This window comes from Collinsella acetigenes (assembly GCF_012844445.1).
GTDB classification, from domain to species: domain Bacteria; phylum Actinomycetota; class Coriobacteriia; order Coriobacteriales; family Coriobacteriaceae; genus Collinsella; species Collinsella acetigenes.
The window spans coordinates 514,382-535,844 of record NZ_JABBCP010000001.1; the positions used below are offsets into that span (position 1 = coordinate 514,382).

Sequence of the window (21,463 nt, forward strand, 5' to 3'; positions counted from 1 at the left end):
ATGTTCTATGTAACCGAAAACGAGCTGCGCGGCGCGTACAACCGGGAACATTTTTCCAGCTATACGCTGCCCGAGGACGCCAAGCTCACCCCGAGCGCCCGTCAGTTCCTCATCGATTTTCACATCGACTTTAACGAGGGCTACGGGGCTGCTTGCGGCAATGCAGACACCTCTGCGCACGATCCTGCCGCCGCTGCGGCCCGCGCCGAGGATGCCCTGGCATCGTTTTACGACGATATCGCCGTTTTGGGCGCCCGGCTGCGCATGCTGGGACGCAACGCCCTGGGAATCGAGAACGATATCGCCCATGTGTGCGACACGTTGGGAACCCTGTGGCAAAACCGCACCGACCTGGGCGGTCTCCTTTCCGAATGCGAAGCCGCAGACGAGGCTTCGGCAGTGCCCGTGCTCCCGCCGCTTTCCGCGGCAGTGCACCCGCTCTATTACGAGATGGCGCTGCTCGAAGCCGAGCTCGCGCGCACGCAGCGCTTTTGGGCGCAGGCTGCGGGCGAGATGACGGCTGAGGACCATGCCAGCGTAGACGCGTGGGCGCAGAGCGTGACTCGCTGCCGTGCATGCCTGGCTACGTGTTTGGAAAAGGTTGCAGGGGAGGCGCGCCATGGTTGATTTTGAGGCTGCCAACGCTCGCCTTCAAGATCTGCTCGACCGTGTGGGCAGCCCGCGCCCGGTAAGTGCCGACGAGCCCTTGTACTGCGGTCTCGACGTGGGCACCGCATTTATCGTGCTCGCTGTGGTTGACGCCGCGGGTGAGCCTGTGGCCTGCGCGTATCGCTTTGCCAGCGTGGTCAAGGACGGCATGGTCGTCGACTACATGGGTGCAGTCGATATCGCGCGCGAGCTCAAGGAAGAGCTCGAGCAACAGCTCGGGCGCGAGCTTGAGCCCTGTGCCGTGGCCCTTCCTCCGGGAACCGAGGGCCTCGACGGCGGCGTGGTCAAAAACGTCGCCGAGGGAGCGGGGCTCGACGTGGTTGCCGTCTTTGACGAGCCCACGGCCGCAAATCTGCTCATCGGTGCGCGCGATGGCGCCGTGGTGGATATCGGCGGTGGCACCACCGGTATCTCCGTCATCCAGAACGGCCACGTGGTGGAGTGCATCGACGAGTCTACGGGCGGAACGCACTTCTCCCTTGTGCTGGCCGGTGCTCGCGGCATGAGCTTTGACGAAGCCGAGCTCTACAAGCGTGACCCTGCCCATCACCGTGAGATTTTCCCCGTCGTCAAGCCCACGATCGACAAGGTGGCAAGCATTATCGCCCGCGCCATCGATGGCTATGACGTACCGGAGATTGTCCTGGTGGGCGGCACGGCCGAGCTCACGGGCATCGAGGCTCCGGTTGAGAAGGCGCTGGGTATCCCGGTGCACAAGCCCAACCACCCCATGTTCGTGACGCCGCTGGGCATTGCCTTGGGATGCCAGGCCGCTGCCGCAGGTGACCTCGATGCTTGATATCAAGGTCATCAAGGCGCCTGCTCCCGGCACGATGGCGATCTTGCGCCAGCGCTCGGGCAATCGTTGGAACGAGGAGTTCCTGCCGGCGGCCGTGGGCCTTGTGCAGGGAAAGCTCATCGACATGGTTGTTGCGAGCGACATCGCCGAGAAGACGGCGGGCGTCGAGGTCACGGATATTCGCGGGAGCTGCCCGCAAAACATGATTCTTCTGGCCATCGCCGGAGACACGGCGGAGGTCATGGAGTGCTTGGAACGCATCAAGGAAGGAGGGGACGGCGCCAATGCTCATCTGTAAGCTCATCGATTCCATTTGGGCGACCCGTAAGTACGAGGAGCTCGACGGCATGAAGTTGATGCGCGTCGAGGTCATCGACGGCCCGGAATCCGGACGTCGCCTGGTGTGCGTCGACACCATCAGCGCGGGTACCGGAGACCGCGTGCTTGTGGCTACGGGTTCGGCTGCCTACCACTTCATGCGCGAGACCTTTGGTAAGAACGCACCCGTGGATGCGGCCATTGTAGGAATTATCGACGAAGACGTGAGTCTGTAGGAAAGGAGGAAGAGATGAAACGACTGATCAGTGCGGCCGACGTGAGGGCGGCGGCAGAGCATGGCGGCGTGCTGGCGATCGATGACAACACCATCGTGACCCCGCAGGCCAAAGACGAAGCTGCCGAGTTGGGCGTCGAGCTGGTCTTTGGTGCCGCGCCCGCGGCGACGCAGCACAAGACGGCTGAGCCTGCACCCGAGCATCACGAGGCGCCTGTTGCCCGCAAGCCCGAGCATCACGAGGAGCACGAGGCCGCTATGAGTGCCGATGAGATCGAGCGTCTTATTCGCGGCGCTCTGGACACCGGCATTTGGAGCGAACAGCAGGTTGAGGATCTTCTTGGGCATGCCGCCCCGTTGACGGTGAACGTTGGCGTGTCCGGTCGTCATGTCCATCTGTCCCAGGAGGACCTTGAGGCTCTGTTTGGAGCCGGCTACGAGCTCACTCCCATCAAAGAGCTCTCCCAGCCCGGACAATTTGCCGCCAAAGAGACGGTGACGCTCGTGGGCCCCAAGGGTGTTATCGAGCGCGTGCGCGTGCTTGGTCCCGTGCGTCCGTCCACTCAGGTTGAGGTGCTGCGCGGCGATACGTTCAAGCTGGGCGTTCCTGCTTGCGTGCGCATGAGCGGCAAGCTTGAGGGCACGCCGGGCATCACGCTCGCCGGTCCCCATGGCACCGTTGCCCTGCCCCAAGGCGTCATCGTTGCTGCGCGCCATATTCATATGACGTGCGACGAGGCTGCCAAGCGCGGGCTTCATGACGGCCAGGTCGTGTCGATCGCTTTTGGCGGCGAGCGCGGCGGACGTCTTGACAACGTGGTCGTGCGTGCCAACAACACGAGCGCCCTCGATTGTCATATCGACACCGAAGAGGCAAATGCCTTCGGTATTAAAAACGGTTCTGTTGTAGAGATCATCAAGTAGATCTCTGCGAAATAGGAGGTAACAAAAATGGCAAACACTACCCAGGCCCTCGGCATGATCGAGACCCGTGGACTGATCGGCTCCGTCGAGGCCGCCGACGCCATGGTCAAGGCCGCAAACGTCACCCTCGTGGGTAAAGAGGAGATCGGCGGCGGCCTCGTGACCGTCTTCGTCCGCGGCGACGTGGGCGCCGTCAAGGCGGCAACCGACGCGGGCGCGGCCGCCGCCCAGCGCGTGGGCGAGCTCATCTCCGTGCACGTCATCCCGCGCCCCGACGGCTCCGTCGAGTCCATCCTGCCCGGTGCCAAGGCCTAAGTAAGCCATGGCAACGCGTGGATCCGGTACCGGCGGGAGCAAGAGGCTTCAGGAGAACGCCAAGAAGGCAGCTCCTGAGGTGACCGAAGCTCCCGCAAAGGCTCCCGCCGCAAAGAAGGAGCCCACATCTGCGCCGGCGGCTGCTCAGAAGGAGACCTCCGCAAAGCCCGCGGCGACAAAGACGCCTGCTGCAAAGAAAGCGGCCGCAAAGCCCAAATCGGAACCTGCGGCACCTGCGCTCAACGAGAACGAGACCAAGGCGCAGCGCGAGGCCGAAGAGCATCCCGCGCCGCTCAAGGTCGAGCTTTCCGCAAAGGAAGCACCCGCTACCAAACCTGCAGGCACGCCTGCACCCAAGGAAACTACTCAGGAGGTAACAAGAATGTCTAACGCTACCCAGGCCCTCGGCATGATCGAGACCCGTGGACTGATCGGCTCCGTCGAGGCCGCCGACGCCATGGTCAAGGCCGCAAACGTCACCCTCGTCGGCAAGGAGCGCGTCGGCGGCGGCCTCGTGACCGTCTTCGTCCGCGGCGACGTGGGCGCCGTCAAGGCGGCAACCGACGCGGGCGCGGCCGCCGCCCAGCGCGTGGGCGAGCTCATCTCCGTGCACGTCATCCCGCGCCCCGACGGCTCCGTCGAGTCCATCCTGCCCGGCGGCGCCGCATAATCGCACGTCCGCAAAAGGCTAGCTATCCGAACGGGGCCGCCCAAGCGTGTCTGCGGCCCCGATCGGGATGCCTGGCACTCTTTGTGCCACTTGTTGTCACGTTCCCTTGCTGTGAATGCCTGCGCGCCTGCCACCATAAGCGTCTGGGCGGGCATGCCGGCTATTTACGGCTTTTGCAACACTACATGCGGGCACACGCCCGCACCTTTAAGGAGGAACCATGTCTAACGCTACCCAGGCCCTCGGCATGATCGAGACCCGTGGACTGATCGGCTCCGTCGAGGCCGCCGACGCCATGGTCAAGGCCGCAAACGTCACCCTCGTCGGCAAGGAGCGCGTCGGCGGCGGCCTCGTGACCGTCTTCGTCCGCGGCGACGTGGGCGCCGTCAAGGCGGCAACCGACGCGGGCGCGGCCGCCGCCCAGCGCGTGGGCGAGCTCATCTCCGTGCACGTCATCCCGCGCCCCGACGGCTCCGTCGAGTCCATCCTGCCCGGCGGCGCCGCGTAATCGCGCACCCGCACGAGCTGTTCTATCCGATTGATTCGAAAGGAGTCTCATGCAGGACTACGATTTCGATCTTCAGAGCATCCAGGCGGTTCGCGACCTCGCCCGCAAGGGTAAGATCGCTGCGAACCAGCTTGCTCATTACGACGAGGAGCAGATCGACCGCATCCTCCGTAACATGGTGAAGGTTGCCGAGGAAAACGCCCAGGTGCTCGCTAGCATGGCTGTCGAGGAGACGGGCTTTGGCAAGGTTTGCGACAAGGTGTACAAGAACCATATCGCCAGCGCCTTGCTCTATGAGGAGATCCGCGACAAGAAGACCATCGGCGTTATCGACGCCGACGAGAAGAACCAGGTCATCTCCATCGCCGAGCCGGTTGGCCTGCTGATGGGCATCGTTCCCTCCACCAACCCCACCTCTACGGTCATCTACAAGGCGATGATCGCCCTCAAGGCGCGTAACGCTATCGTCTTTTCGCCGCATCCCGCTGCCGCCAAGTGCACGGGCATGGCCATCCAGCTCATGAACCAGGCGGCTGTCGAGGCGGGTGCCCCCGAGAACGTGATCCAGGGCATCACGCTTTCTTCCATGGCTGCCACCAACGAGCTCATGCATGCTCCCGAGGTTGCCATGATCATCGCTACCGGCGGCCCCGGCATGGTCAAGGCTGCCTACAGCTCCGGCAAGCCCGCACTGGGTGTGGGCGCTGGCAACTCGCCTGCCTATATCGAGCGCAGCGCCAACGTGCACGACGCCGTCCGTCGCATCCTTGCCTCCAAGACGTTTGACTACGGCACGATCTGCGCTTCCGAGCAGAGCATCATCTGCGAGACCTGCAACCGCGATGCCGTGATGGCCGAGTTCCGCGCTCAGGGTGGCTACTTCATGACCGAGGAGGAGTGCAAGAAGGTTTGCGCTCTGCTTTTCCGCAACGGTCACTCCATGAGCCCCAAGTTCGTGGGCCACAGCCCGCAGTCGATCGCGCAGGCGGCTGGTATCACGATCCCCGAGGGCACTCGCGTGCTTATTGGCGAGCAGCACGGCGTGGGCGATGCCTGGCCGTTGTCCTACGAGAAGCTCACCACTGTTTTGGGCTTCTATACCGTCTCCAACTGGGAAGAGGCCTGCGAGCTCTCCATCGAGCTGCTGCAAAATGGCATCGGCCACACCATGAGCATCCACACCACCGATAAGGACATGGTGCGCAAGTTCTCCGTCAAGCCGGCTTCTCGCATTCTAGTGAACACTGGCGGATCCCAGGGCGGTACGGGCGTCATCACCGGTCTTGACGTCGCGCTCACGCTGGGCTGCGGCACCTGGGGCGGCAGCTCCGTTTCCGAGAACGTGGGCCCGCAGCATCTCATCAACGTGAAGCGCGTGGTCAATGGCCTGATCGAGCCCGACGAGGTTGTGGCTCACGACGAGCTGTTTGCCAAGTGGCATCCCGACCTGGCGGCGCATCATACCGAGGCTGCAGCTTCCAGTGCCGGTTGCTGTGATGCCGCGTCCAGCACGGGCTGCTGCGACTCGAAGCCCCATCCGGTCTCGGGCATCAGCTACTCGGTGGGCTGCAACTGCACCGACGTATCTCCCGACGCCCTTGCAGGCGCCAAGCCCAACGACGTCATCGACGCCGACGAGCTCCAGAAGATGATTCACGAGCTCACGAATGCCTTCAAGGGCATCTAGTTTTTCTTGTAGCCAAACGCGCGGAAGCGGGGTGAAGTTGTGACAGGTCTTGAGCTTTCTCGTTCGTATTGCGAGCTCTATGCGCCAACCCTATTCGAAGGGCTACCGAGCGACGTTCGTTACCGCGCCGCGCTGGGTCTCGTTGGAGAGGGGTCGGAATGCTTGGGCTTCGACGACAAGATTTCGCGCGACCACGACTTTGGTCCCGGCTTCTGCGTGTGGCTTTCTACCGATGTGTATGAGGAGTGGGGGTCGGAGCTTCAGCGCCGCTACGACCTTTTGCCTGTAAGTTTTAAAGGTTTCACGCGCCAGCAGACGCAGATGGCGGGCAAGCGCGTGGGCGTCTTTGAGATGCAGGCGTTCTATCGTCTCTACACCGGTCTTTCTCGTGCACCACAGTGCGCAAAGGAGTGGCTCGCCATTCCCGAGCAGCTTCTCGCTCAGGTTACCTCCGGCGAGGTTTTCGCTGATCCGAGTGGCGAGTTCTCCGCTTTGCGCGTGGTGTACCAGGGATTTTATCCAGACGAGGTTATGCGCAAGAAGTTCGCCGCCCACTGCGCATCCATGGCGCAAGCGGGCCAGTACAACCTTCCGCGCTGCCTTAAGCGCAAAGATGCCGTCGCTGCCCAGGCGGCGCGCAGTGAGTTTTTGACGAGCACCATGGCGGCGTTTCATCTGCTCGCCCATACGTACATGCCGTACTACAAGTGGGCGTATCGTTCGCTTGCCGAGCGTGCGTGCGCGCCTGCGCCGGTGCTCGATGCCGTGCGCTCTATCGCCGCGGCGCCGGTGGAGCAGGTGGATCAAGATGACGTCGAGGCGCTTTGCCAGACGGTTGGTGCATCTGCTCGTTTGGCGGGCTGGACATCGTGCGCCAGTGACTTTTTGCTCGATGTTGCCTTGGACATTCAGGGTTCGTTGAGAGATCCGTATCTTGCTGCCTGTCCGCTTGCGGCAGGCGGATACCGATAGGGGGTTGGCATTGGGAGATTGCAGGACGTCATGCTCCGCGCTTCGACAAGGCATGTCGGCGTTTTTCAATATGCCGGCGGTCGAGAAGTTGCTCGAAGACAAGGGCCTTGCTCATGCGGAAATCTCTGCGTTGCGGGAGCTCGTGCAGCTTGAATGGGTACATTTCGACACCGTTCAGGGTATGAGTGGACGCGCCGCCTGCCAAGACGACGCGGTGGGGTTCTTTGTCCATCGCGTTGCCCAGTACCTGAGTTTTCCTCGCGAGTCCATCATGGCTGTACGCGATGACGTGGTGGCTGCCGATGCGGCGGGCCGCAACGTGATTCGCGAGAAGTACGCACGCATGATGGAGGCGACCGATCCCGTGGCGTTTGCGCGCGATTGGTCGGGGCGTCTGGAGGCTCCTTCGCCGGTTAAGCGCTGCGTGCTCGACGAGATCGAGGGCACACTGCGAAGCATGCTCGATATCGCACGGTGCGAGCTTCCCGCGACGGCGCAGCATGTGAGGGGATCGATAACGCAGCCAAAACTCATCTCTTCGATTGGTTATTATGTCTGTGAGATTCAAAGCTATTCGCTGTCTACACTCAGGTGTTTGCGTGACGGGTTGCGGCGCCAGCTGAGCGACCACGTGAATCCCGTTTTGGATACCTATGTGAATGCCGTACTCATTCAACGTGTTCTGGAGGCGTAAAGATGACTCATGTGAGCGATGACGAGCTGCACAACGGTCAGCTTTTGGGTATTGGCGAGGCAAGCCAGCTGTGCGGCATCACGTCTCGTACGCTGCGCCATTACGACAAGCTCAATCTTCTCCAGCCCGATTGCATAGGGGATAATAAATACCGCTATTACTCGCTCGAGACGATTTTGCGCATTCCCATCATCAATTATCTCAAGATGATGGGTTTCTCGCTCGACGAGGTCTCCGAATTGTTTGAGACGCAGAGCTTTGACAAGATCAAGGAAATGCTTGGTGCTCATGCCGACGCATGCACGCGCGAGATGACCCGTCTTGAGGAGTGCCGCCATACCATTCGGGATTGGATGGGGCTTATCGACGAGGCCAATTTTGTCCTTTCGGTCAAGCCAAAGGACGTGAGCCTCAAGTACTTCTCCGGCCAGGAGTTTTTGGCCATGCCGTATCACTTCTGGGGCAACTACGCCGATGCGATCATCAACCTCGATTTCACCTCGTTTGTCGAGGAGCACGATAACGTGATCACTGGTCCTGTGATCTTGTATCACAGTAACTTCGATGCGTGCTGCGAACCCGACCATGCCCAGAAGCATTCCGAGGTCACGGTCGTGCAGCATGCGCTGCGTCCCATTGCCGAGGAGAATCGCATGACGGTGAAAAGCGGCATGTATCTCTCCACGTATCATACGGGTCCGTTCGAGAATATCGGCGAGGCCCATCGACGCGTGCGCGATTATGCGCTCGCAAATGGTTTCAAGCCGGCCGATGGCGTGTTCGAGCGCTTTGTGACCGACTACTGGACCACTTACAATCAAGATCTTTTTGTCGCCGAGGTTCTTTTGCCCATTGAGCGGTAACGACGCGACGACTCCCATGTAAAAATCGAAAGGGGCTCTCATGCAGGGCTTTAAGCTCACGACCGAATTGTTTTTTGGGTCGCAGGCCATCAATCATCTTGAGGGCCTGACCTATCGCAACGTGTTGATTGTCACCGATGGCTTTTTGGAGTCCTCGGGCATGGTCGCCAAGATGGCTCAGCACCTGCCCGCGGGCGCGCGCTACCAGACGTATTCCGACGTCAAGCCCGATCCGAGCCAGGAGCTCGTTGATGCAGGCGTCGCTGTGGTGGAGCGCGTTCAGCCGGATATGGTCATCGCCTTTGGCGGCGGTTCGTGCATCGATGCTACGAAGGCTATTTTGTACTTCGCCCACGAGCATGGAATGGACAAGCCGTATTTCCTGGCCATTCCTACCACGGCAGGTACGGGCTCGGAAGTTACCAACTTTGCCGTCATCACGCGCGGCGAGAACAAGGTTGTGCTGATCGACGATTTCCTGGCTCCCGACGGCGCCCTGCTCGAGGCCGATTTCACCAAGACCGTGCCGGCAAAGATCACGGCCGATACCGGTCTTGACGTACTGACGCACGCCATCGAGGCCTATGTCTCTAACGCCGCCACGCCGTTTACCGATGCGCTCGCCGTAAAGGCTGCCTCCATCGTGTTTGAGGACCTGCCGGTGGTCTATCGCGACGGTCTTGCCATGCGTAGCCGTGCACGCATGATCGAGGCCTCTTGCTCCGCGGGTATCGCCTTCACCAACGCCGGCTTGGGCATTAACCATTCGCTGGCACATGCTCTGGGCGGACGCTTCCATGTGGCCCATGGCCGCTTGAACGCCATCTTGCTGCCCTATGTGATGCGGTTTCATATGAGCGAGCCCAAGTATCGCGAGCCGTATGACCGTTTGGCTCATGATTTGGGCATGGCGGATGCCGATGAGCTGCTGGCTCGCGTGATCGAGCTGCGCGAGTGCCTGGGCGTTGAGAACGCCCTGTCCGACCTGCCGCAGTTTGAGCCCGCGGCATTTGAAGCCGAGCTTTCCGGCATTGCCGAGGCGGCCCAGCACGACCGCTGCACGCCGTCCAATCCGCGTGCCGTATCCAAGCAGGACTTGGTCAACATCGCCCGCGACGCCTACTGCGGCCGCCGCTAAACAAAAGGGGTGCCATCCCTTCCCGGATGGCACCCCCCTATGTGACAAAAAGTCGACAGGTTTATTCTGTCACATATTCACCCCTCCTGCACATGTATGGATGCCATGTGAAAATGTGACAGAATAAACCTGTCGTTTTGCTGTCACATTGGGGCAGTCGGGCTAGTCCAGCAGGTCTTCGATAAAGCCCACGCGGTAGTTTTTGAAGACGGCCTCGCCTTCCTCTTGAGTGGCGTCGAGGTCAAGGTCGGCCATGATGCCAAAGTCATGGTCGTCGTCTTCGTCGGCAAAGATCTGGTGGACATGCCAGACATGTGCGGCCTGCTCGTCTGCCTCGTCGATGGAAAGCATCGCAGAGGAGCGGGCGTCGGCGTCGGTGAGGATTTCCTCGTGCTGCTCGTGATATGCGTCGAGCACGCGCTCCCAACGCGTCGCGGTCATGCCAAAGTCGGAGTCGAGCTCGCCTAGCTGGTCGTAGCGCTCTCGGGCGGCGAGCGTCACACGGCGAATGAGGGCGTTGCGCACCAACAGGGTGACGCCTCGGCGGTCGGCAACCACCTGGTCGGCTGCCGAGGGCGGCGCCATGTCGAGTGCCGCGGGGTCGCCAGCGGCCTCCCACTCGTCTACCAGACTGGAGTCGACGGAGCGCACCATAAAGCCCAGCCAAGAGATGATGTCTTCGAGCTGCTCGTTGCGCTTTGCCACGGGTACCGTGCGGTCAAGCGAGCGGAATGCCTCGGCAAGATAGCGTAGCAAGATGCCTTCCGAGCGCGCGATATTGAGCTTTTGGATATAGCCCTTAAAGTCATTGGCGCCTTCTAGCATGTCGCGCAGGACGCTTTTGGGGCTGAGCTCGTAGTCGTTTGCCCAGGGTACCTCGGCGCAATAGGTGGCAAAGGCGGTGTCGAGCAGGTCTTCGAGCGGCTTGGGGTAGGTGACGTCTTGCAGACGCTCCTTGCGCTCTTCGAAATCGATGCCATCGGCTTTCATCTCTGCCATGGCGCGCGAGCGAGCCGCGCGCTCTTGGGCGCGTAGCACCTGCTTGGGATCCTCGAGCGTGGCTTCGACCATCGAGATGAGGTCGAAGGTGTAGGTATCGCTTTCCGGGTCGAGCAGCTCGAGTGCAGCGAGCAGGAATGGTGAGAGTGGCTGGTCGAGGGCGAAGTCTTCGGGCAGATCGACCGTGAGGGCGTAATCCACTTCGGGCAGCGCATCTGCCGGTGCGTCTGGCGCGGGCGGCACCTCGGTGCGCACGACGACGCCGGAGTCGATCAGCGTGGCGAAAATCTCGTCGGCGCGGACGTTGAGCTTGAGTTTTTCCTCGTCGGTCTGCAGACTCTTGGCGATAAGTTCGCTGACGCGTGCGCGCGCGTCGCCGCCTTGCTCGACCATGGAGAGCACCATGGAGTGCGTGATGCGCAGGCGCGGCTTGAGTGTCTCGGGCTGCGTTTCGATGAGTCGCTGGAAGGTTTGCTCATTCCAGGTCACAAAACCCTCGGGCGGTTTTTTCTTTTTGATTTTGCGCAGCTTCTTGGGATCGTCGCCTGCCTTGAGGAGGAGTTTTGCGTTCTCGATCTCGTATTCGGGCGCCTCGGCAATAACCATGCCCTCGGTGTCAAAGCCCGAGCGACCGGCGCGGCCGGCAATCTGATGAAACTCGCGTGCGCGCAGACGGCGCATCTTGTAGCCGTCAAACTTGGTGAGCGCGGTGAGCACCACGGTGTGGATGGGAACGTTGATGCCCACGCCCAGTGTGTCGGTGCCGCAGATAACGGGCAGCAGACCCTGCTGTGCGAGTTTCTCGACAAGCAGGCGGTAACGCGGCAGCATGCCAGCATGGTGCACGCCCACGCCGCAGCTCAGCAGGCGCTTGAGGATCTTGCCAAAGGCGGTGGTGAAGCGCGTGCCGCGCGCCATCTCTTTGATCTGTTCGCGCTGTTCTTTGGTAGCGATGCCAAAGTTGGCAAGCGATTGCGCGGTGGAGAGCGCCGCATCCTGACTAAAGTGCACGATGTAGAGCGGGGCCTCGTTGTTGCGCATGGCGAGCTCGACGGTTCCCTCGAGCGGCGTTTTCACGTAATCGTAGGACAGCGGCACGGGGCGTGGCGCGTCAACCACGAGGTCGACGTCGCTGTCGGTGTGTTCGCGCAGGGAAGCGGCAATGGCCGAGACATCACCGAGGGTGGCGCTCATCAACATGAACTGGGTGTGGGGCAGCGTAAGCAGCGGCACCTGCCAGGCCCATCCGCGGTCGGGGTCGGCAAAGAAGTGGAACTCGTCCATGGCTACGCAGCCGACATCGGTGTCCTCGCCCTCGCGCAGGGCATCGTTGGCAAGAATCTCAGCGGTGCAGCAAATGACCGGAGCCGAAGTATTGATGTGCGTGTCGCCGGTGATCATGCCCACGTTTTCGCGGCCGAGCACCTGTACCAGGTCAAAGAACTTCTCGGACACCAGCGCCTTGATGGGTGCGGTGTAATACGAGCGTTTGCCCTGCGCCATGCCCATAAAGAGCATACCAAGCGCCACGAGCGATTTTCCCGATCCCGTGGGCGTGCCCAGGATGACATGATTGCCCGCGGCAAGGTCCATAAGGGCCTCTTCCTGGTGCTCCCATAGCTCGATTCCCCGGCTGCTCGTCCACTCCAAAAAACGCTCGAAGGCTTGGTCTGCCTTGAGCCAGGGTTCGGGCTCGGAGCCATCTTCTGGCTCCCACCAGCAGGGGGAGAGTGCACCGAGCGAGCCGAACTCGGCTTCGGTTCCCGTGCCGCCCGAGAATGAGCTGGCCGCGCCCGCGCCCGTGACGGTCACGGCGTCTTGGTTGTTGTTTGCTGCATTTTGAGCCATGCGAGCTGCTTTCTCTCGAATCTGTCCGTCAACTATTATGGCCGAGAGACGCGGTGCTCGGCCCCAATGTGGAAAAAGTTCTTATCGGCTGGCGCGGGAGGGTGTTGGAAAGGTGCACATCTGGCAGGATTGCGCAAAAAATACGGTTATAGATAGGTTGCTATGAACTTGCCGAGTAGCTGGGCTAAGTCATGAATAAAACCCCAGGAAAGAAAGGCTGCAAGCCGGTGCTACTTAGCCGCCTTAGTTCAACCTACCTATAACCGTATTTTTTGATTCGAGCCGAGCTTCGTTAGACTTGCGGGAAGCGGTTTTTGCCTTTGCGCAAGCGGTTCTTGAAGTTTTCGACGGCCTCTTCCATGCCGAGGGGCACGTAATTGAGGCTTTCGAGGTCTTGCGGCAGATAGCAAGCGAGGCTTTGCTCCTGTGCGCGGCCTGCTTCGAGCTGGGTTTTGCTTGGGACAGCATCAGGGGTGGCGCAGATGCCATAAACGTACGCGCCCATATCTCGGGTGCGCTGCTCGTATTCGGTCATGGGGTGCTCGGGATGCTCTGCGCGCACGTCGTCGCTGATCCAAAGCGTCCGGTAGCCCGCGGCTTCAAATTGGCCCAAGGCATAGTCGCGCAGCGGCTTGCTGTCGGTGCGCAACGTGACGGTTCCGTCTGCAGCGAGGAGTGGCCGGAAGCTTGCGAGTGCATCGACGTAGACGAGCCTTTGCTTGGCATGGCGTGCCTTGGGGCACGGGGTGGGGAAGTTGAGCGTGATGGCATCGAGCTCGCCGGTGGCAAAAATGCGTGCGAGCGAGCCCGCCTTGCGCGGCACCAGGGCCGCGTTTGCGATTCCCGCCTCAACAACGCGCTGCGCGGCATAGGCAATGCAGATGGGTTCGTGATCGGCACCGACAAAGAGCGTATCGGGCTCGATTTTGGCACGTTCTGCCAGGTACGTTCCCTTTCCGCAGCCAAGATCAAGATGAAGGCGGGCAAAGGGCTTGCTTCCGGCGGGGGCGCAGGCCTCGCGCCAATGACCGATATAGCTTTCGGGGCTCGTCTCGATTGCCGAGCCGTAGCGCTCCAGGCGCTCCTCGAGCACAAAGTTCTTGGGGGTTCTGACGTGCAAGCTTCCCATGGGTCTCCAATAAGCGCGTCCAAATCGTGTCCGCACGAGGGATATTGTTCTACCAGACAAGGGTACCGTCACGTTCTGGCGTTTGGCGAGGCCATGGGGAAGAAAACGAAGAAACAAAATCACCGCGCGCGGCCCTTGCCGCAAAATGTCGCTGCAATCGGATTGCGACAAAGCATTTCAGGACGCGTTTTTCGCTCTTGAAGCGTTGGCATCTTCGAGATAGTCGTGTACGTCGATCCATTCTCGATGGCAAATGAGCGGCCGTGGATGGTCGATAACGCCTGCGTGGTTGCTCTTGGCTGCAAAGGGGAATCTTTTACCGAGACAATTGAGGATACGGAGCGGCGCCCGCAGGGGCCTGCGGGGATTTTGCCCCTCTTCTCAAAAGACAAGCTCGACCGTTTTTCGGACTGCCTTGTTAGGGAATCCGGGGACCCCAACGGGTAAAAGGAATTGCTCCATCTTGAGCGTCTGCAGAAGATGGCGACCATGCGCGAATGCTGTTAGACCGATGCCGCCAAGGCATCAGGCTCTTTGCAAGATTACATAGCGATTGAGCTCGCCGCTATGTCCGTCGGCATGAAAGCGTGCTAGCTCGCGTACGGGGGCGTTACCGTTCGTGCTCAATGCGCGCACTCCTGTTACCAAGTCGGTAATTTGTTGATCGTCAAAGTGGTGGCAGTAACGATAGGCACGATGGTCGTTTTGCCAGCCGATAAGGTGATCGCCCGGCTCGAACTGCGAGGGGTCATATCCTTCGAACGGAGGCGCGAGCTCGGCGCGCGCCTCGGCGCGGGCGGCCTTGCGCACCATGCGCTCGTCGTTCATGAACTCCCAAAAGCTGATGGCGATGATGCCGCCCGGACGCGTCTGACGCACCAGGGCGTCGAGCACGCGTACACGGTACTCGCACGACGGCACATGGTGCATAAAACCAAAGCAGACAGAAATGTCGGCGAGCGGGGCGTCGAAGACCACGTCGGGCATATCGGCGGGGTTGAGCTTCATTAACGTTCCGAGCACATCGACTTCTTGGAAGTGCAGGTTGGGAATGCGTCGAGCGTATCCACCTTCGTCGGTGGCGAGGTCTTGGCATGAATCGACACCATAGAACTCGAGAGGACGGCCGGCGAAAGGCGAAGAGCTCAGGCGGCCGAGAGCGAAGTGCTCGAACCGCATATTGCCGCAGGCAAGATCGAAAGCGCGGACCGGTTGCTTGCCACCGACCGCGTCAATCTGCTCGAGTGCGATGTCCATGGTACGAACCCAACCGGGCCAGGGAGCCCGGCGCGTGTCGGAGAAGGAAGCGGCGTGCTCGCGATAGAACGTGTTGTTGAGCTGGATGAGCGATGAGGCAAAATCGCGGTTCACGGTGCGAGGCTCCTTCCGTTGGCGACACGCGGAATAAACTGCACGACCATACTACCGTTAACGTTGCGGCAGGAACAACCGAGTGGGCGTCAATGCTTTGTATGGACACATTTTCCCAGCTCACATGCACCCGCAACCGCCGGTTGTCAAAAATCTCACTAGAATAGGTGGCATGCTTTTGGCGGTGGCGGATAGATTTTAACTGTGCAAGGCGCCTTAAGAACAAAAACGATCCGGCGGCACGGCTGGCATCACATAGGAGGAACCATGAATGTAGAAACTGCACAGCGGCTCGCCGATCTTCGTCGCAGTAAGGGCTTTAGCCAGGAGGGTTTGGCGCGAAGGCTGGGCCTCTCGCGCCAGGCGGTCAGTAAATGGGAGCGCGCGGAGAGCTCCCCTGATACCGAGAATCTGATTTCGCTCGCCAAGCTCTATGGTGTGAGCCTGGACGAGCTGCTCAATCCGAGCGACGAGATCGAGGACGATATCGAGTTTGAGAACGAGGACCGTGCCCGTCAGCGCGAGGCCGAGGCGGCAGAGCGTGCCCGTACCCATGAGGCAGCGGCACGCGCTACCGAGGCGGCAACGCAGGCGAGTGATGCCGCTGCCAAGGCGGCGCAGGCTGCAAGTTGGAGCGCGCAGGCGGCTAACGCCGCGACGGCGCAGGCGACAGGCGCTGGCGTGGCAGGCTCGACTCCGGTGAAAGGTCCGTTTCAGTCGTTTCCGTATTGGGCCGTGTGCTGGCTGTTGTTCTTTTTGCTGATGTTCCCGTTTGGCGCCGGCCCCTTTGCCGCACTGATCTTCTTTACGATTCCCATTTATCACTGGGTGGCGCGTGCGCTCGATGGCGATTGGACGCGCGGTGATATTCAGGTTGGTCTGGCACCGGTGACAACTAGGGCTCAGAATGTTTCCGCTTCAATTGATGCTGACGTGGCTACCGCGACCACCGCTGAGCCGGTCGTCAAAGAGGGTGATGAATGATGAAGCTTTCGCATGAATCCAAGGTACGCTTGGGCGTTGGCATCGGAGCGTTTGTGCTCATCATCGGGCTTGTCTTTGGCATTTCGCGGACTTTGATTCATTTTGATGGCCCGTGGGATCTTGATGATGCTGTATCCGGCTTGTCTGGCCTGGACGATGCGGTTGACGAGGACGATCTTTTGGATAGCGGTAACTATTCCGCTCGGCCTCAGCAGCTTTCGAGCACGACTTTTGACGAAGACGCGTTCCAATCGCTCGACTTGGATGTGACGTCGGGGACAGTCGAGGTTAAACGTGTCTCTGGCGGACCGGTGCGTGTCATCGAAAGCGGGCACGTTGCAAAGGGGGCGTCTGCTTCCGATGCCGCCACTCAGAATCTGGCCGAAATCAAGGGCTCTACGCTCAAGATTCGCCAGTTCGATTGCGATGACGAGCGCGCCATTGACCGTAAGGTCACCATTGAGCTGCCGCGAGATGTTGCGGATAACCTGGTGGGCATTACGGCGAATGTGGGGTCGGGCGATCTGACGGTCGCGGACATTGCGTGCCATGATCTGGATGTAACGCTGGATTCGGGAGACGTTGAGTTTACGGGCACCGTGACCGATACCCTGAATGCCGAGGTCGGTTCGGGCGATGTGACGTTCGAGCTCTACCAGGCGCCCGCGAAGTCGATGGACGTAAGCGTGGACTCGGGCGATGTGGAGATAACGGTTCCGAACTCTACGGGCTTTAAGGCGAGCCTCACCGTGGGCGGCGGTGACTTCGAGAGCGATTTCCTTCCGCTTGGCTACGATGGCGAGACCATTTTGAATCATGAGTTTGACAACGGCGATAAGTCTGCTACGTATCGTTTTGAGGTCGGCTCGGGCGATATGTCGTTCGATCCGGAGTGACGACGGTGGGCTGAGTCCGCAAACATAGATGTATAGGCATGCTCTTTGATGAAGGCGCCGGAGCCGTGGTCGGCTCCGGCGCCTTTGCCCTTACAATGGGGGTATGGAACAGATTATTTTGAACATACTTGAGCGCCTGCGCCGCGGCGAGACCGTCGACGATCAAGTGCTCGTCAAGCTGATACATGCCGAGGCACGCCGCGAGGGTGCCGATAAACGAATGCTTGCGAAGCGCCGCCTGCTGCCGTTTTACCAACGCGTCAAACGCGAGGACAGCGAGCGCTGGTCCGCGTGGAACGTCACGCCCGGGCTCGAGCAGCGCCTGATGCAGGTCTTGCGCATGAAGCCGCGTCGCACGGCTTCGGGCGTGGCGACCATCACCGTTATCACCAAGCCGTGGCCGTGCTCGGGCGATTGCCTCTTTTGTCCCAACGATCTGCGCATGCCCAAGAGCTACCTGCATGCCGAGCCTGCATGCGCCCGTGCGGAGCAAAACTGTTTTGATCCGTATCTGCAGGTGAGTGCCCGCCTAACGGCGCTTACGCAGATGGGACATGCGACCGATAAGATTGAGCTCATCGTGCTCGGCGGCACCTGGAGCGACTATCCGCGCGAGTACCAAATCTGGTTTGTGACCGAGCTTTTTCGTGCCCTCAACGACAACGCCGTGGCGGGCGTGGCGGCAAATCCCATGCTCGCAGACCCGGGCGCGACCACGCGCGAACGCGCGGCTGAATTGCTGGAGCAGACCGATCCGCACGAGGTCCCGCAGGCGGTTCTCGACCGGCGCACACGCTATCGCGAGCTTGGCATCTCGACGAATGCGGAGGCACTCGAACAAAAGGTCGCGCCATACCAGCAGCGCATCGACGACATGTCCGATACAGATGCCACGTACAATCGCTGCGTGGCGAAGCTCTACGGTAAAAACTCCCCATGGGGAAGGGCGGCGGAGTTCCAGGTGGGCACGCTCGAGGAGCTCGAGTGCCAGCAGCGTATCAACGAGACCGCCACGCATCGCGTGGTGGGGCTTGTGATCGAGACACGTCCCGACGCGGTGACGCCGCAAGCATTGACGCTCATTCGCCGCCTGGGCGCCACGAAGATCCAGATGGGCGTACAGAGCTTGAACCAGCACATTCTCGACCTTAACGAACGCGGCATCAGGCCCGAGCGCATCGCCCAGTCGTTTGACCTGTTGCGTATCTTTGGCTTTAAGATCCATGCACATGCAATGGCAAATCTTTTGGGCGCCACGCCCGAGCAGGATAAACTCGATTACGTACGCCTTGTGAGTGAAGCTGCGTTCCAGCCCGACGAGATCAAGCTCTATCCCTGCGCGCTCATCGAGGGCGCGCGCCTTTGCGCAAAGTACGAGGACGGCTCGTGGCGCCCCTACACGGAAGACGAACTGCTCGATGTCCTCGCCGACGACGTTTTGGCCACACCGGCATTCACGCGTATCTCCCGTATGATCAGAGACTTCTCTTCGGGGGATATTAAAGTGGGCAACAAGAAGCCCAACCTTCGTCAGCTTGTCGAGCAGCGCCTGGGTCAAGACCAGGTGGCGGCCCGTCGTGTCGAAGAGATTCGCTATCGCGAGATTGCCGGGCGCGAGGTGACCCTCGACGAGCTCCATCTCGACGTCGTGTCCTACGAGACTGCCAATACAAGCGAGCGCTTCTTGCAATGGGTCGACGATGAAAACCGCATCGCTGGATTCCTGCGACTCTCCTTGCCCAGCCAGGAGTATGTGCGTAAGCATTCTGCAGAACTTCCCGTGCATTTGGGTGAAGCGATGATTCGCGAGGTGCATGTGTATGGTAAGGTGGCGCACCTGCACGCTGCGGGTAACGGGGCTCAGCATATGGGGTTGGGCCGTCGTCTGATCGAGCGGGCGTGCGAGATGGCGCGCGAGGCGGGATATGCGCGCGTCAACGTGATTTCGGCTATCGGAACCCGGGAGTATTATCGGACTCAGGGATTTGTCGATAACGGCCTCTATCAAACGCGGGAGCTGTAGCTATGGGGAGCTTGCAAAACAAGAGCGTGTCGACGGCGGTTGGCGTGGCGTTGGGTGCGGCGGCACTTGGAGGCGCGCTGGCTGCAGGTGCGCGTTGCATCCAACTGGTGCGCACGCGCGCGGGTCGTGCCCGTGTCAAGGTGCTCAAGCTCGAAGACGGCTCCGAGGTGCGCGTGCTTGCCCAGGGAGGCGTCTTTCAGTCGGCTACGTATCTGGGAGAGCGCTGGTCGGAGCCGGTATTTGAGTACATTCGCGCCTTCGATACGATGTTTGAGGCCCTGGCGCAGATGAGGGCATGGTACGCCCATGGTATCGGTCGCGTGCTCATGCTTGGCGGCGGCGGGTTCTCATATCCCAAGGCGTTGCTTGTCGCTCGCGACGACGTCTGGATGGATGTGGTCGAGGCCGATCCCGCTATCGTTCAGATGGCACGTCGGTGGTTCTACCTCGATCGCCTGGAGCAAGAGGTAGGTCCGCGCTTGGGCATTTGTACCGAGGACGCGCGCGTGTATCTCGAGCGCATCTCTATGGAGGGCGCTCAGCCTGTGCTTTACGACGTTGTGATCAGCGACGTTTTTGCCGGCGCAGATCCCGTGCGCAGCGTGGCGACGGTGCAGGCGCTTCAGCGGGTGCGGGAACATCTCACCCCGGGCGGCCTGTATATGGCCAATATCGTCTCGCGCGACCACGGTACCGATATCTCGTTTTTGCGCGATGCACTAGCGAGCGCACTGCGCGTTTTTGCGCATGCCAGCGTGATACAAACCACCGACGAGGAGTTGGGCGAAGAGGATAACTACCTGCTTATCGCCTCAGACGAGGACTACTCCTTTGCGGACGCTATCGCGTATGGCGAGGACTTTCCTGGCGAGCCGCTGTTCGATTAGGCAATCTTTGCGTGCCGAAGCGCGGGGGCGCCGGCGTGTTTGCCGTGCTTCCGGCTCTGGTTGCTCGAAGGCTCGGGGTGCCCGCGACTTGGGCGAAGCCAACGTTCCCTTAGGTGCCGCTTGCTTTTTGGGGTAGTTAAATCCAGGCGATACGGTATGCTACTGCTGTTAAGTGCTCGCGTTTTTTGTGGGGGTTATCGTGGCGCAGGAGCAGGATCGCTTCCGTCGGCATGACGTCGAACTTCATTCTTCGTGCGACATTTCCCGTCGCGCGTTCATAGCAGGTCTTTTGGGCACTCTTGGTTGTGCGGGCGCCGCATCCCTTTCGGGCTGTGCGCTTCCATTTGGCGCCGGTTCCGCATCCAGCCCCTCTGCCGCGGGAGCCATTGAGCCTCAGCTTGCAACGGTTTTTGATGGTATGCAGTCGACCACGAGCATTACCCTCATGATGGTGGGCGACATGCTCATCCATACGAGTGTGTGGAACAGCGGGCGCCGATCCGATGGAACGTACAATTACGATCACTTTTTTGCGAACTTGACCGATGAGTTTGCGAATAATGACATCGCAATCGTCAACCAGGAGACGATTCTGGGCGGCACCGAGCATGGCCTCGAAGATTTCCCTAACTTTAATAGCCCCCAGGAACTGGGCGACGCCGAGGCGAAGGCGGGCGTGGACGTAGCGCTTACGGCCACAAACCATGCTCTTGACCAGGGATTTGAAGGCATCAAATGGGATCTTTCCTATTGGCGCGATAAGCATCCCGAGATGGTGGTCCCCGGCGTGGCGGATAGCAAGGAGCTGGCAGACACCATCCATATTATCGAGCGCGGCGGCATCAAAGTCGCGCTGCTCAACTACACCCAGCATACAAACGGCATTCCGCTGCCGGATAGCGCTCCTTGGTGCGTCAAGAAGCTGCACCTGAGCGACCTGCCCGGCGATGTCAAGCGAGCACGCGAGGCGGGCGCCGACTTTGTGATCGCTTTCCCTCACTGGGGTACCGAGTATGTCTATACTCCCGACGAGACCCAGCTTAAGTACGGCCAGATTTTCCTGGATGCCGGTGTCGATGCGATTATCGGCACGCATCCCCACGTGCTCGAGAACGTCGATGTGAGAGACGGTGCCGACGGCAAGAAGGTCCCCGTGTTCTGGTCTTTGGGCAATTTTGTTTCCGGCCAGATCGAAAAGCCGCGCATGCTGGGCGGTATGGCCAAGCTCACGCTGGAAAAGACCGGCGATGCTTGCAAGGTTACCGAGTATTCGCTTACGCCTCTGGTCACGCATCGTGCGCCTAATCCGTCCATGAGTGTCTACAGGCTCTCGGATTACACCGAGGAGCTTGCTTCGCAAAATGCGATTCGTAATGCTCCCGGTTGCGGTGACTTTACCCTGCAGTATTGCTATGACCTTGTGGGCCAGATTTTGGGCGAGGGCTTTGACGCGAACGAGGGAATCCTCAAGGGGACGCTCTAACGCTCGGGTGAGACGCTTGGTTCGTTCGGGTCTCTTCGGGTGCATATCGAT

Annotated in this window: 21 protein-coding genes; 18 read left to right on the forward strand and 3 right to left on the reverse strand. The window is 60.4% G+C overall.

What is annotated here, in order from left to right:
- The 13 genes from HF320_RS02230 to HF320_RS02290 all read left to right on the forward strand — a co-directional run bounded on the left by HF320_RS02230 (window position 1) and on the right by HF320_RS02290 (window position 9,792).
- On the forward strand, window positions 1-627 hold the full coding sequence (locus tag HF320_RS02230; protein WP_169276864.1) for a hypothetical protein: 627 nt from the start codon (window positions 1-3) through the stop codon (window positions 625-627).
- Window positions 620-1,468 (forward strand): ethanolamine utilization protein EutJ, encoded by an 849-nt coding sequence (gene eutJ / locus HF320_RS02235; RefSeq protein WP_169276865.1) that lies wholly within the window; start codon window positions 620-622, stop codon window positions 1,466-1,468. The genes HF320_RS02230 and eutJ overlap by 8 nt, the downstream gene beginning before the upstream one ends.
- Window positions 1,461-1,766 carry a BMC domain-containing protein gene (locus HF320_RS02240; protein ID WP_075844452.1) on the forward strand — a complete coding sequence of 102 codons (306 nt, stop codon included), beginning with the start codon at window positions 1,461-1,463 and terminating at the stop codon, window positions 1,764-1,766. Before eutJ ends, HF320_RS02240 begins: the two co-directional genes overlap by 8 nt.
- Entirely contained in the window at window positions 1,753-2,022 is a 270-nt protein-coding gene (locus HF320_RS02245) for a EutN/CcmL family microcompartment protein (RefSeq protein ID WP_040221112.1), read from the forward strand. The genes HF320_RS02240 and HF320_RS02245 overlap by 14 nt, the downstream gene beginning before the upstream one ends.
- 14 nt (window positions 2,023-2,036) lie before the next feature.
- Window positions 2,037-2,945, forward strand: coding sequence for a phosphate propanoyltransferase (locus HF320_RS02250; RefSeq protein ID WP_211158914.1), 909 nt, complete (start codon window positions 2,037-2,039; stop codon window positions 2,943-2,945).
- A 27-nt stretch (window positions 2,946-2,972) separates the two neighbouring features.
- Window positions 2,973-3,260 carry a BMC domain-containing protein gene (locus HF320_RS02255; RefSeq protein WP_075844449.1) on the forward strand — a complete coding sequence of 96 codons (288 nt, stop codon included), beginning with the start codon at window positions 2,973-2,975 and terminating at the stop codon, window positions 3,258-3,260.
- Between the two features lie 382 nt (window positions 3,261-3,642).
- Window positions 3,643-3,930, forward strand: coding sequence for a BMC domain-containing protein (locus HF320_RS02260; protein ID WP_075844702.1), 288 nt, complete (start codon window positions 3,643-3,645; stop codon window positions 3,928-3,930).
- Window positions 3,931-4,150: 220 nt separating this feature from the next.
- Entirely contained in the window at window positions 4,151-4,438 is a 288-nt protein-coding gene (locus tag HF320_RS02265) for a BMC domain-containing protein (RefSeq protein WP_075844702.1), read from the forward strand.
- 49 nt (window positions 4,439-4,487) lie between these two features.
- Window positions 4,488-6,125, forward strand: coding sequence for an acetaldehyde dehydrogenase (acetylating) (locus HF320_RS02270; RefSeq protein ID WP_169276866.1), 1,638 nt, complete (start codon window positions 4,488-4,490; stop codon window positions 6,123-6,125).
- A 39-nt stretch (window positions 6,126-6,164) separates the two neighbouring features.
- The gene (locus tag HF320_RS02275) at window positions 6,165-7,097 is read left to right on the forward strand and encodes a DUF4037 domain-containing protein (RefSeq protein ID WP_169276867.1); all 933 of its coding nucleotides are present in this window, start codon (window positions 6,165-6,167) and stop codon (window positions 7,095-7,097) included.
- Between the two features lie 10 nt (window positions 7,098-7,107).
- Window positions 7,108-7,791: a DUF4125 family protein gene (locus HF320_RS02280; protein WP_169276868.1), complete on the forward strand. Its 684-nt coding sequence runs from the start codon at window positions 7,108-7,110 to the stop codon at window positions 7,789-7,791.
- Window positions 7,792-7,793: 2 nt separating this feature from the next.
- Complete coding sequence (locus tag HF320_RS02285; protein WP_169276869.1) at window positions 7,794-8,654, forward strand: MerR family transcriptional regulator; 861 nt, start codon at window positions 7,794-7,796, stop codon at window positions 8,652-8,654.
- A gap of 40 nt (window positions 8,655-8,694) precedes the next feature.
- Window positions 8,695-9,792 (forward strand): 1-propanol dehydrogenase PduQ, encoded by a 1,098-nt coding sequence (locus tag HF320_RS02290; protein ID WP_169276870.1) that lies wholly within the window; start codon window positions 8,695-8,697, stop codon window positions 9,790-9,792.
- A gap of 162 nt (window positions 9,793-9,954) precedes the next feature.
- On the opposite strand, the gene HF320_RS02295 is transcribed toward HF320_RS02290, so the two are convergent.
- The 3 genes from HF320_RS02295 to HF320_RS02305 form a co-directional block, all read right to left on the reverse strand.
- On the reverse strand, window positions 9,955-12,639 hold the full coding sequence (locus tag HF320_RS02295) for a DEAD/DEAH box helicase (protein ID WP_169276871.1): 2,685 nt from the start codon (window positions 12,637-12,639) through the stop codon (window positions 9,955-9,957).
- A gap of 292 nt (window positions 12,640-12,931) precedes the next feature.
- Window positions 12,932-13,768, reverse strand: a complete 837-nt coding sequence (gene trmB / locus HF320_RS02300) for a tRNA (guanine(46)-N(7))-methyltransferase TrmB (RefSeq protein ID WP_169276872.1) — start codon at window positions 13,766-13,768, stop codon at window positions 12,932-12,934.
- 525 nt (window positions 13,769-14,293) lie between these two features.
- On the reverse strand, window positions 14,294-15,139 hold the full coding sequence (locus HF320_RS02305; protein ID WP_169276873.1) for a class I SAM-dependent methyltransferase: 846 nt from the start codon (window positions 15,137-15,139) through the stop codon (window positions 14,294-14,296).
- Window positions 15,140-15,406: 267 nt separating this feature from the next.
- Between HF320_RS02305 and HF320_RS02310 the strand changes: the two genes are divergently transcribed.
- From HF320_RS02310 to HF320_RS02330, 5 genes are all read left to right on the forward strand, one after another.
- The gene (locus tag HF320_RS02310) at window positions 15,407-16,123 is read left to right on the forward strand and encodes a helix-turn-helix domain-containing protein (protein ID WP_169276874.1); all 717 of its coding nucleotides are present in this window, start codon (window positions 15,407-15,409) and stop codon (window positions 16,121-16,123) included.
- Window positions 16,120-17,019, forward strand: a complete 900-nt coding sequence (locus HF320_RS02315) for a DUF4097 family beta strand repeat-containing protein (RefSeq protein ID WP_169276875.1) — start codon at window positions 16,120-16,122, stop codon at window positions 17,017-17,019. The genes HF320_RS02310 and HF320_RS02315 overlap by 4 nt, the downstream gene beginning before the upstream one ends.
- 103 nt (window positions 17,020-17,122) lie before the next feature.
- The gene (locus HF320_RS02320) at window positions 17,123-19,042 is read left to right on the forward strand and encodes an elongator complex protein 3 (RefSeq protein WP_169276876.1); all 1,920 of its coding nucleotides are present in this window, start codon (window positions 17,123-17,125) and stop codon (window positions 19,040-19,042) included.
- 2 nt (window positions 19,043-19,044) lie between these two features.
- Window positions 19,045-19,929: a spermidine synthase gene (locus HF320_RS02325; protein ID WP_169276877.1), complete on the forward strand. Its 885-nt coding sequence runs from the start codon at window positions 19,045-19,047 to the stop codon at window positions 19,927-19,929.
- 199 nt (window positions 19,930-20,128) lie between these two features.
- Complete coding sequence (locus HF320_RS02330; RefSeq protein ID WP_169276878.1) at window positions 20,129-21,412, forward strand: CapA family protein; 1,284 nt, start codon at window positions 20,129-20,131, stop codon at window positions 21,410-21,412.
- The last annotated feature ends 51 nt before the right edge of the window (window positions 21,413-21,463 follow it).

Coding starts and splice junctions, on each gene's coding strand:
- HF320_RS02230 (WP_169276864.1), top strand. CDS start 1: ATGTTCTATGTAACCGAAAACGAGCTGCGCGGCGCGTACAACCGGGAA.
- eutJ (WP_169276865.1), top strand. CDS start 620: ATGGTTGATTTTGAGGCTGCCAACGCTCGCCTTCAAGATCTGCTCGAC.
- HF320_RS02240 (WP_075844452.1), top strand. CDS start 1,461: ATGCTTGATATCAAGGTCATCAAGGCGCCTGCTCCCGGCACGATGGCG.
- HF320_RS02245 (WP_040221112.1), top strand. CDS start 1,753: ATGCTCATCTGTAAGCTCATCGATTCCATTTGGGCGACCCGTAAGTAC.
- HF320_RS02250 (WP_211158914.1), top strand. CDS start 2,037: ATGAAACGACTGATCAGTGCGGCCGACGTGAGGGCGGCGGCAGAGCAT.
- HF320_RS02255 (WP_075844449.1), top strand. CDS start 2,973: ATGGCAAACACTACCCAGGCCCTCGGCATGATCGAGACCCGTGGACTG.
- HF320_RS02260 (WP_075844702.1), top strand. CDS start 3,643: ATGTCTAACGCTACCCAGGCCCTCGGCATGATCGAGACCCGTGGACTG.
- HF320_RS02265 (WP_075844702.1), top strand. CDS start 4,151: ATGTCTAACGCTACCCAGGCCCTCGGCATGATCGAGACCCGTGGACTG.
- HF320_RS02270 (WP_169276866.1), top strand. CDS start 4,488: ATGCAGGACTACGATTTCGATCTTCAGAGCATCCAGGCGGTTCGCGAC.
- HF320_RS02285 (WP_169276869.1), top strand. CDS start 7,794: ATGACTCATGTGAGCGATGACGAGCTGCACAACGGTCAGCTTTTGGGT.
- HF320_RS02290 (WP_169276870.1), top strand. CDS start 8,695: ATGCAGGGCTTTAAGCTCACGACCGAATTGTTTTTTGGGTCGCAGGCC.
- HF320_RS02295 (WP_169276871.1), bottom strand. CDS start 12,639: ATGGCTCAAAATGCAGCAAACAACAACCAAGACGCCGTGACCGTCACG.
- trmB (WP_169276872.1), bottom strand. CDS start 13,768: ATGGGAAGCTTGCACGTCAGAACCCCCAAGAACTTTGTGCTCGAGGAG.
- HF320_RS02310 (WP_169276874.1), top strand. CDS start 15,407: ATGAATGTAGAAACTGCACAGCGGCTCGCCGATCTTCGTCGCAGTAAG.
- HF320_RS02315 (WP_169276875.1), top strand. CDS start 16,120: ATGATGAAGCTTTCGCATGAATCCAAGGTACGCTTGGGCGTTGGCATC.
- HF320_RS02320 (WP_169276876.1), top strand. CDS start 17,123: ATGGAACAGATTATTTTGAACATACTTGAGCGCCTGCGCCGCGGCGAG.
- HF320_RS02325 (WP_169276877.1), top strand. CDS start 19,045: ATGGGGAGCTTGCAAAACAAGAGCGTGTCGACGGCGGTTGGCGTGGCG.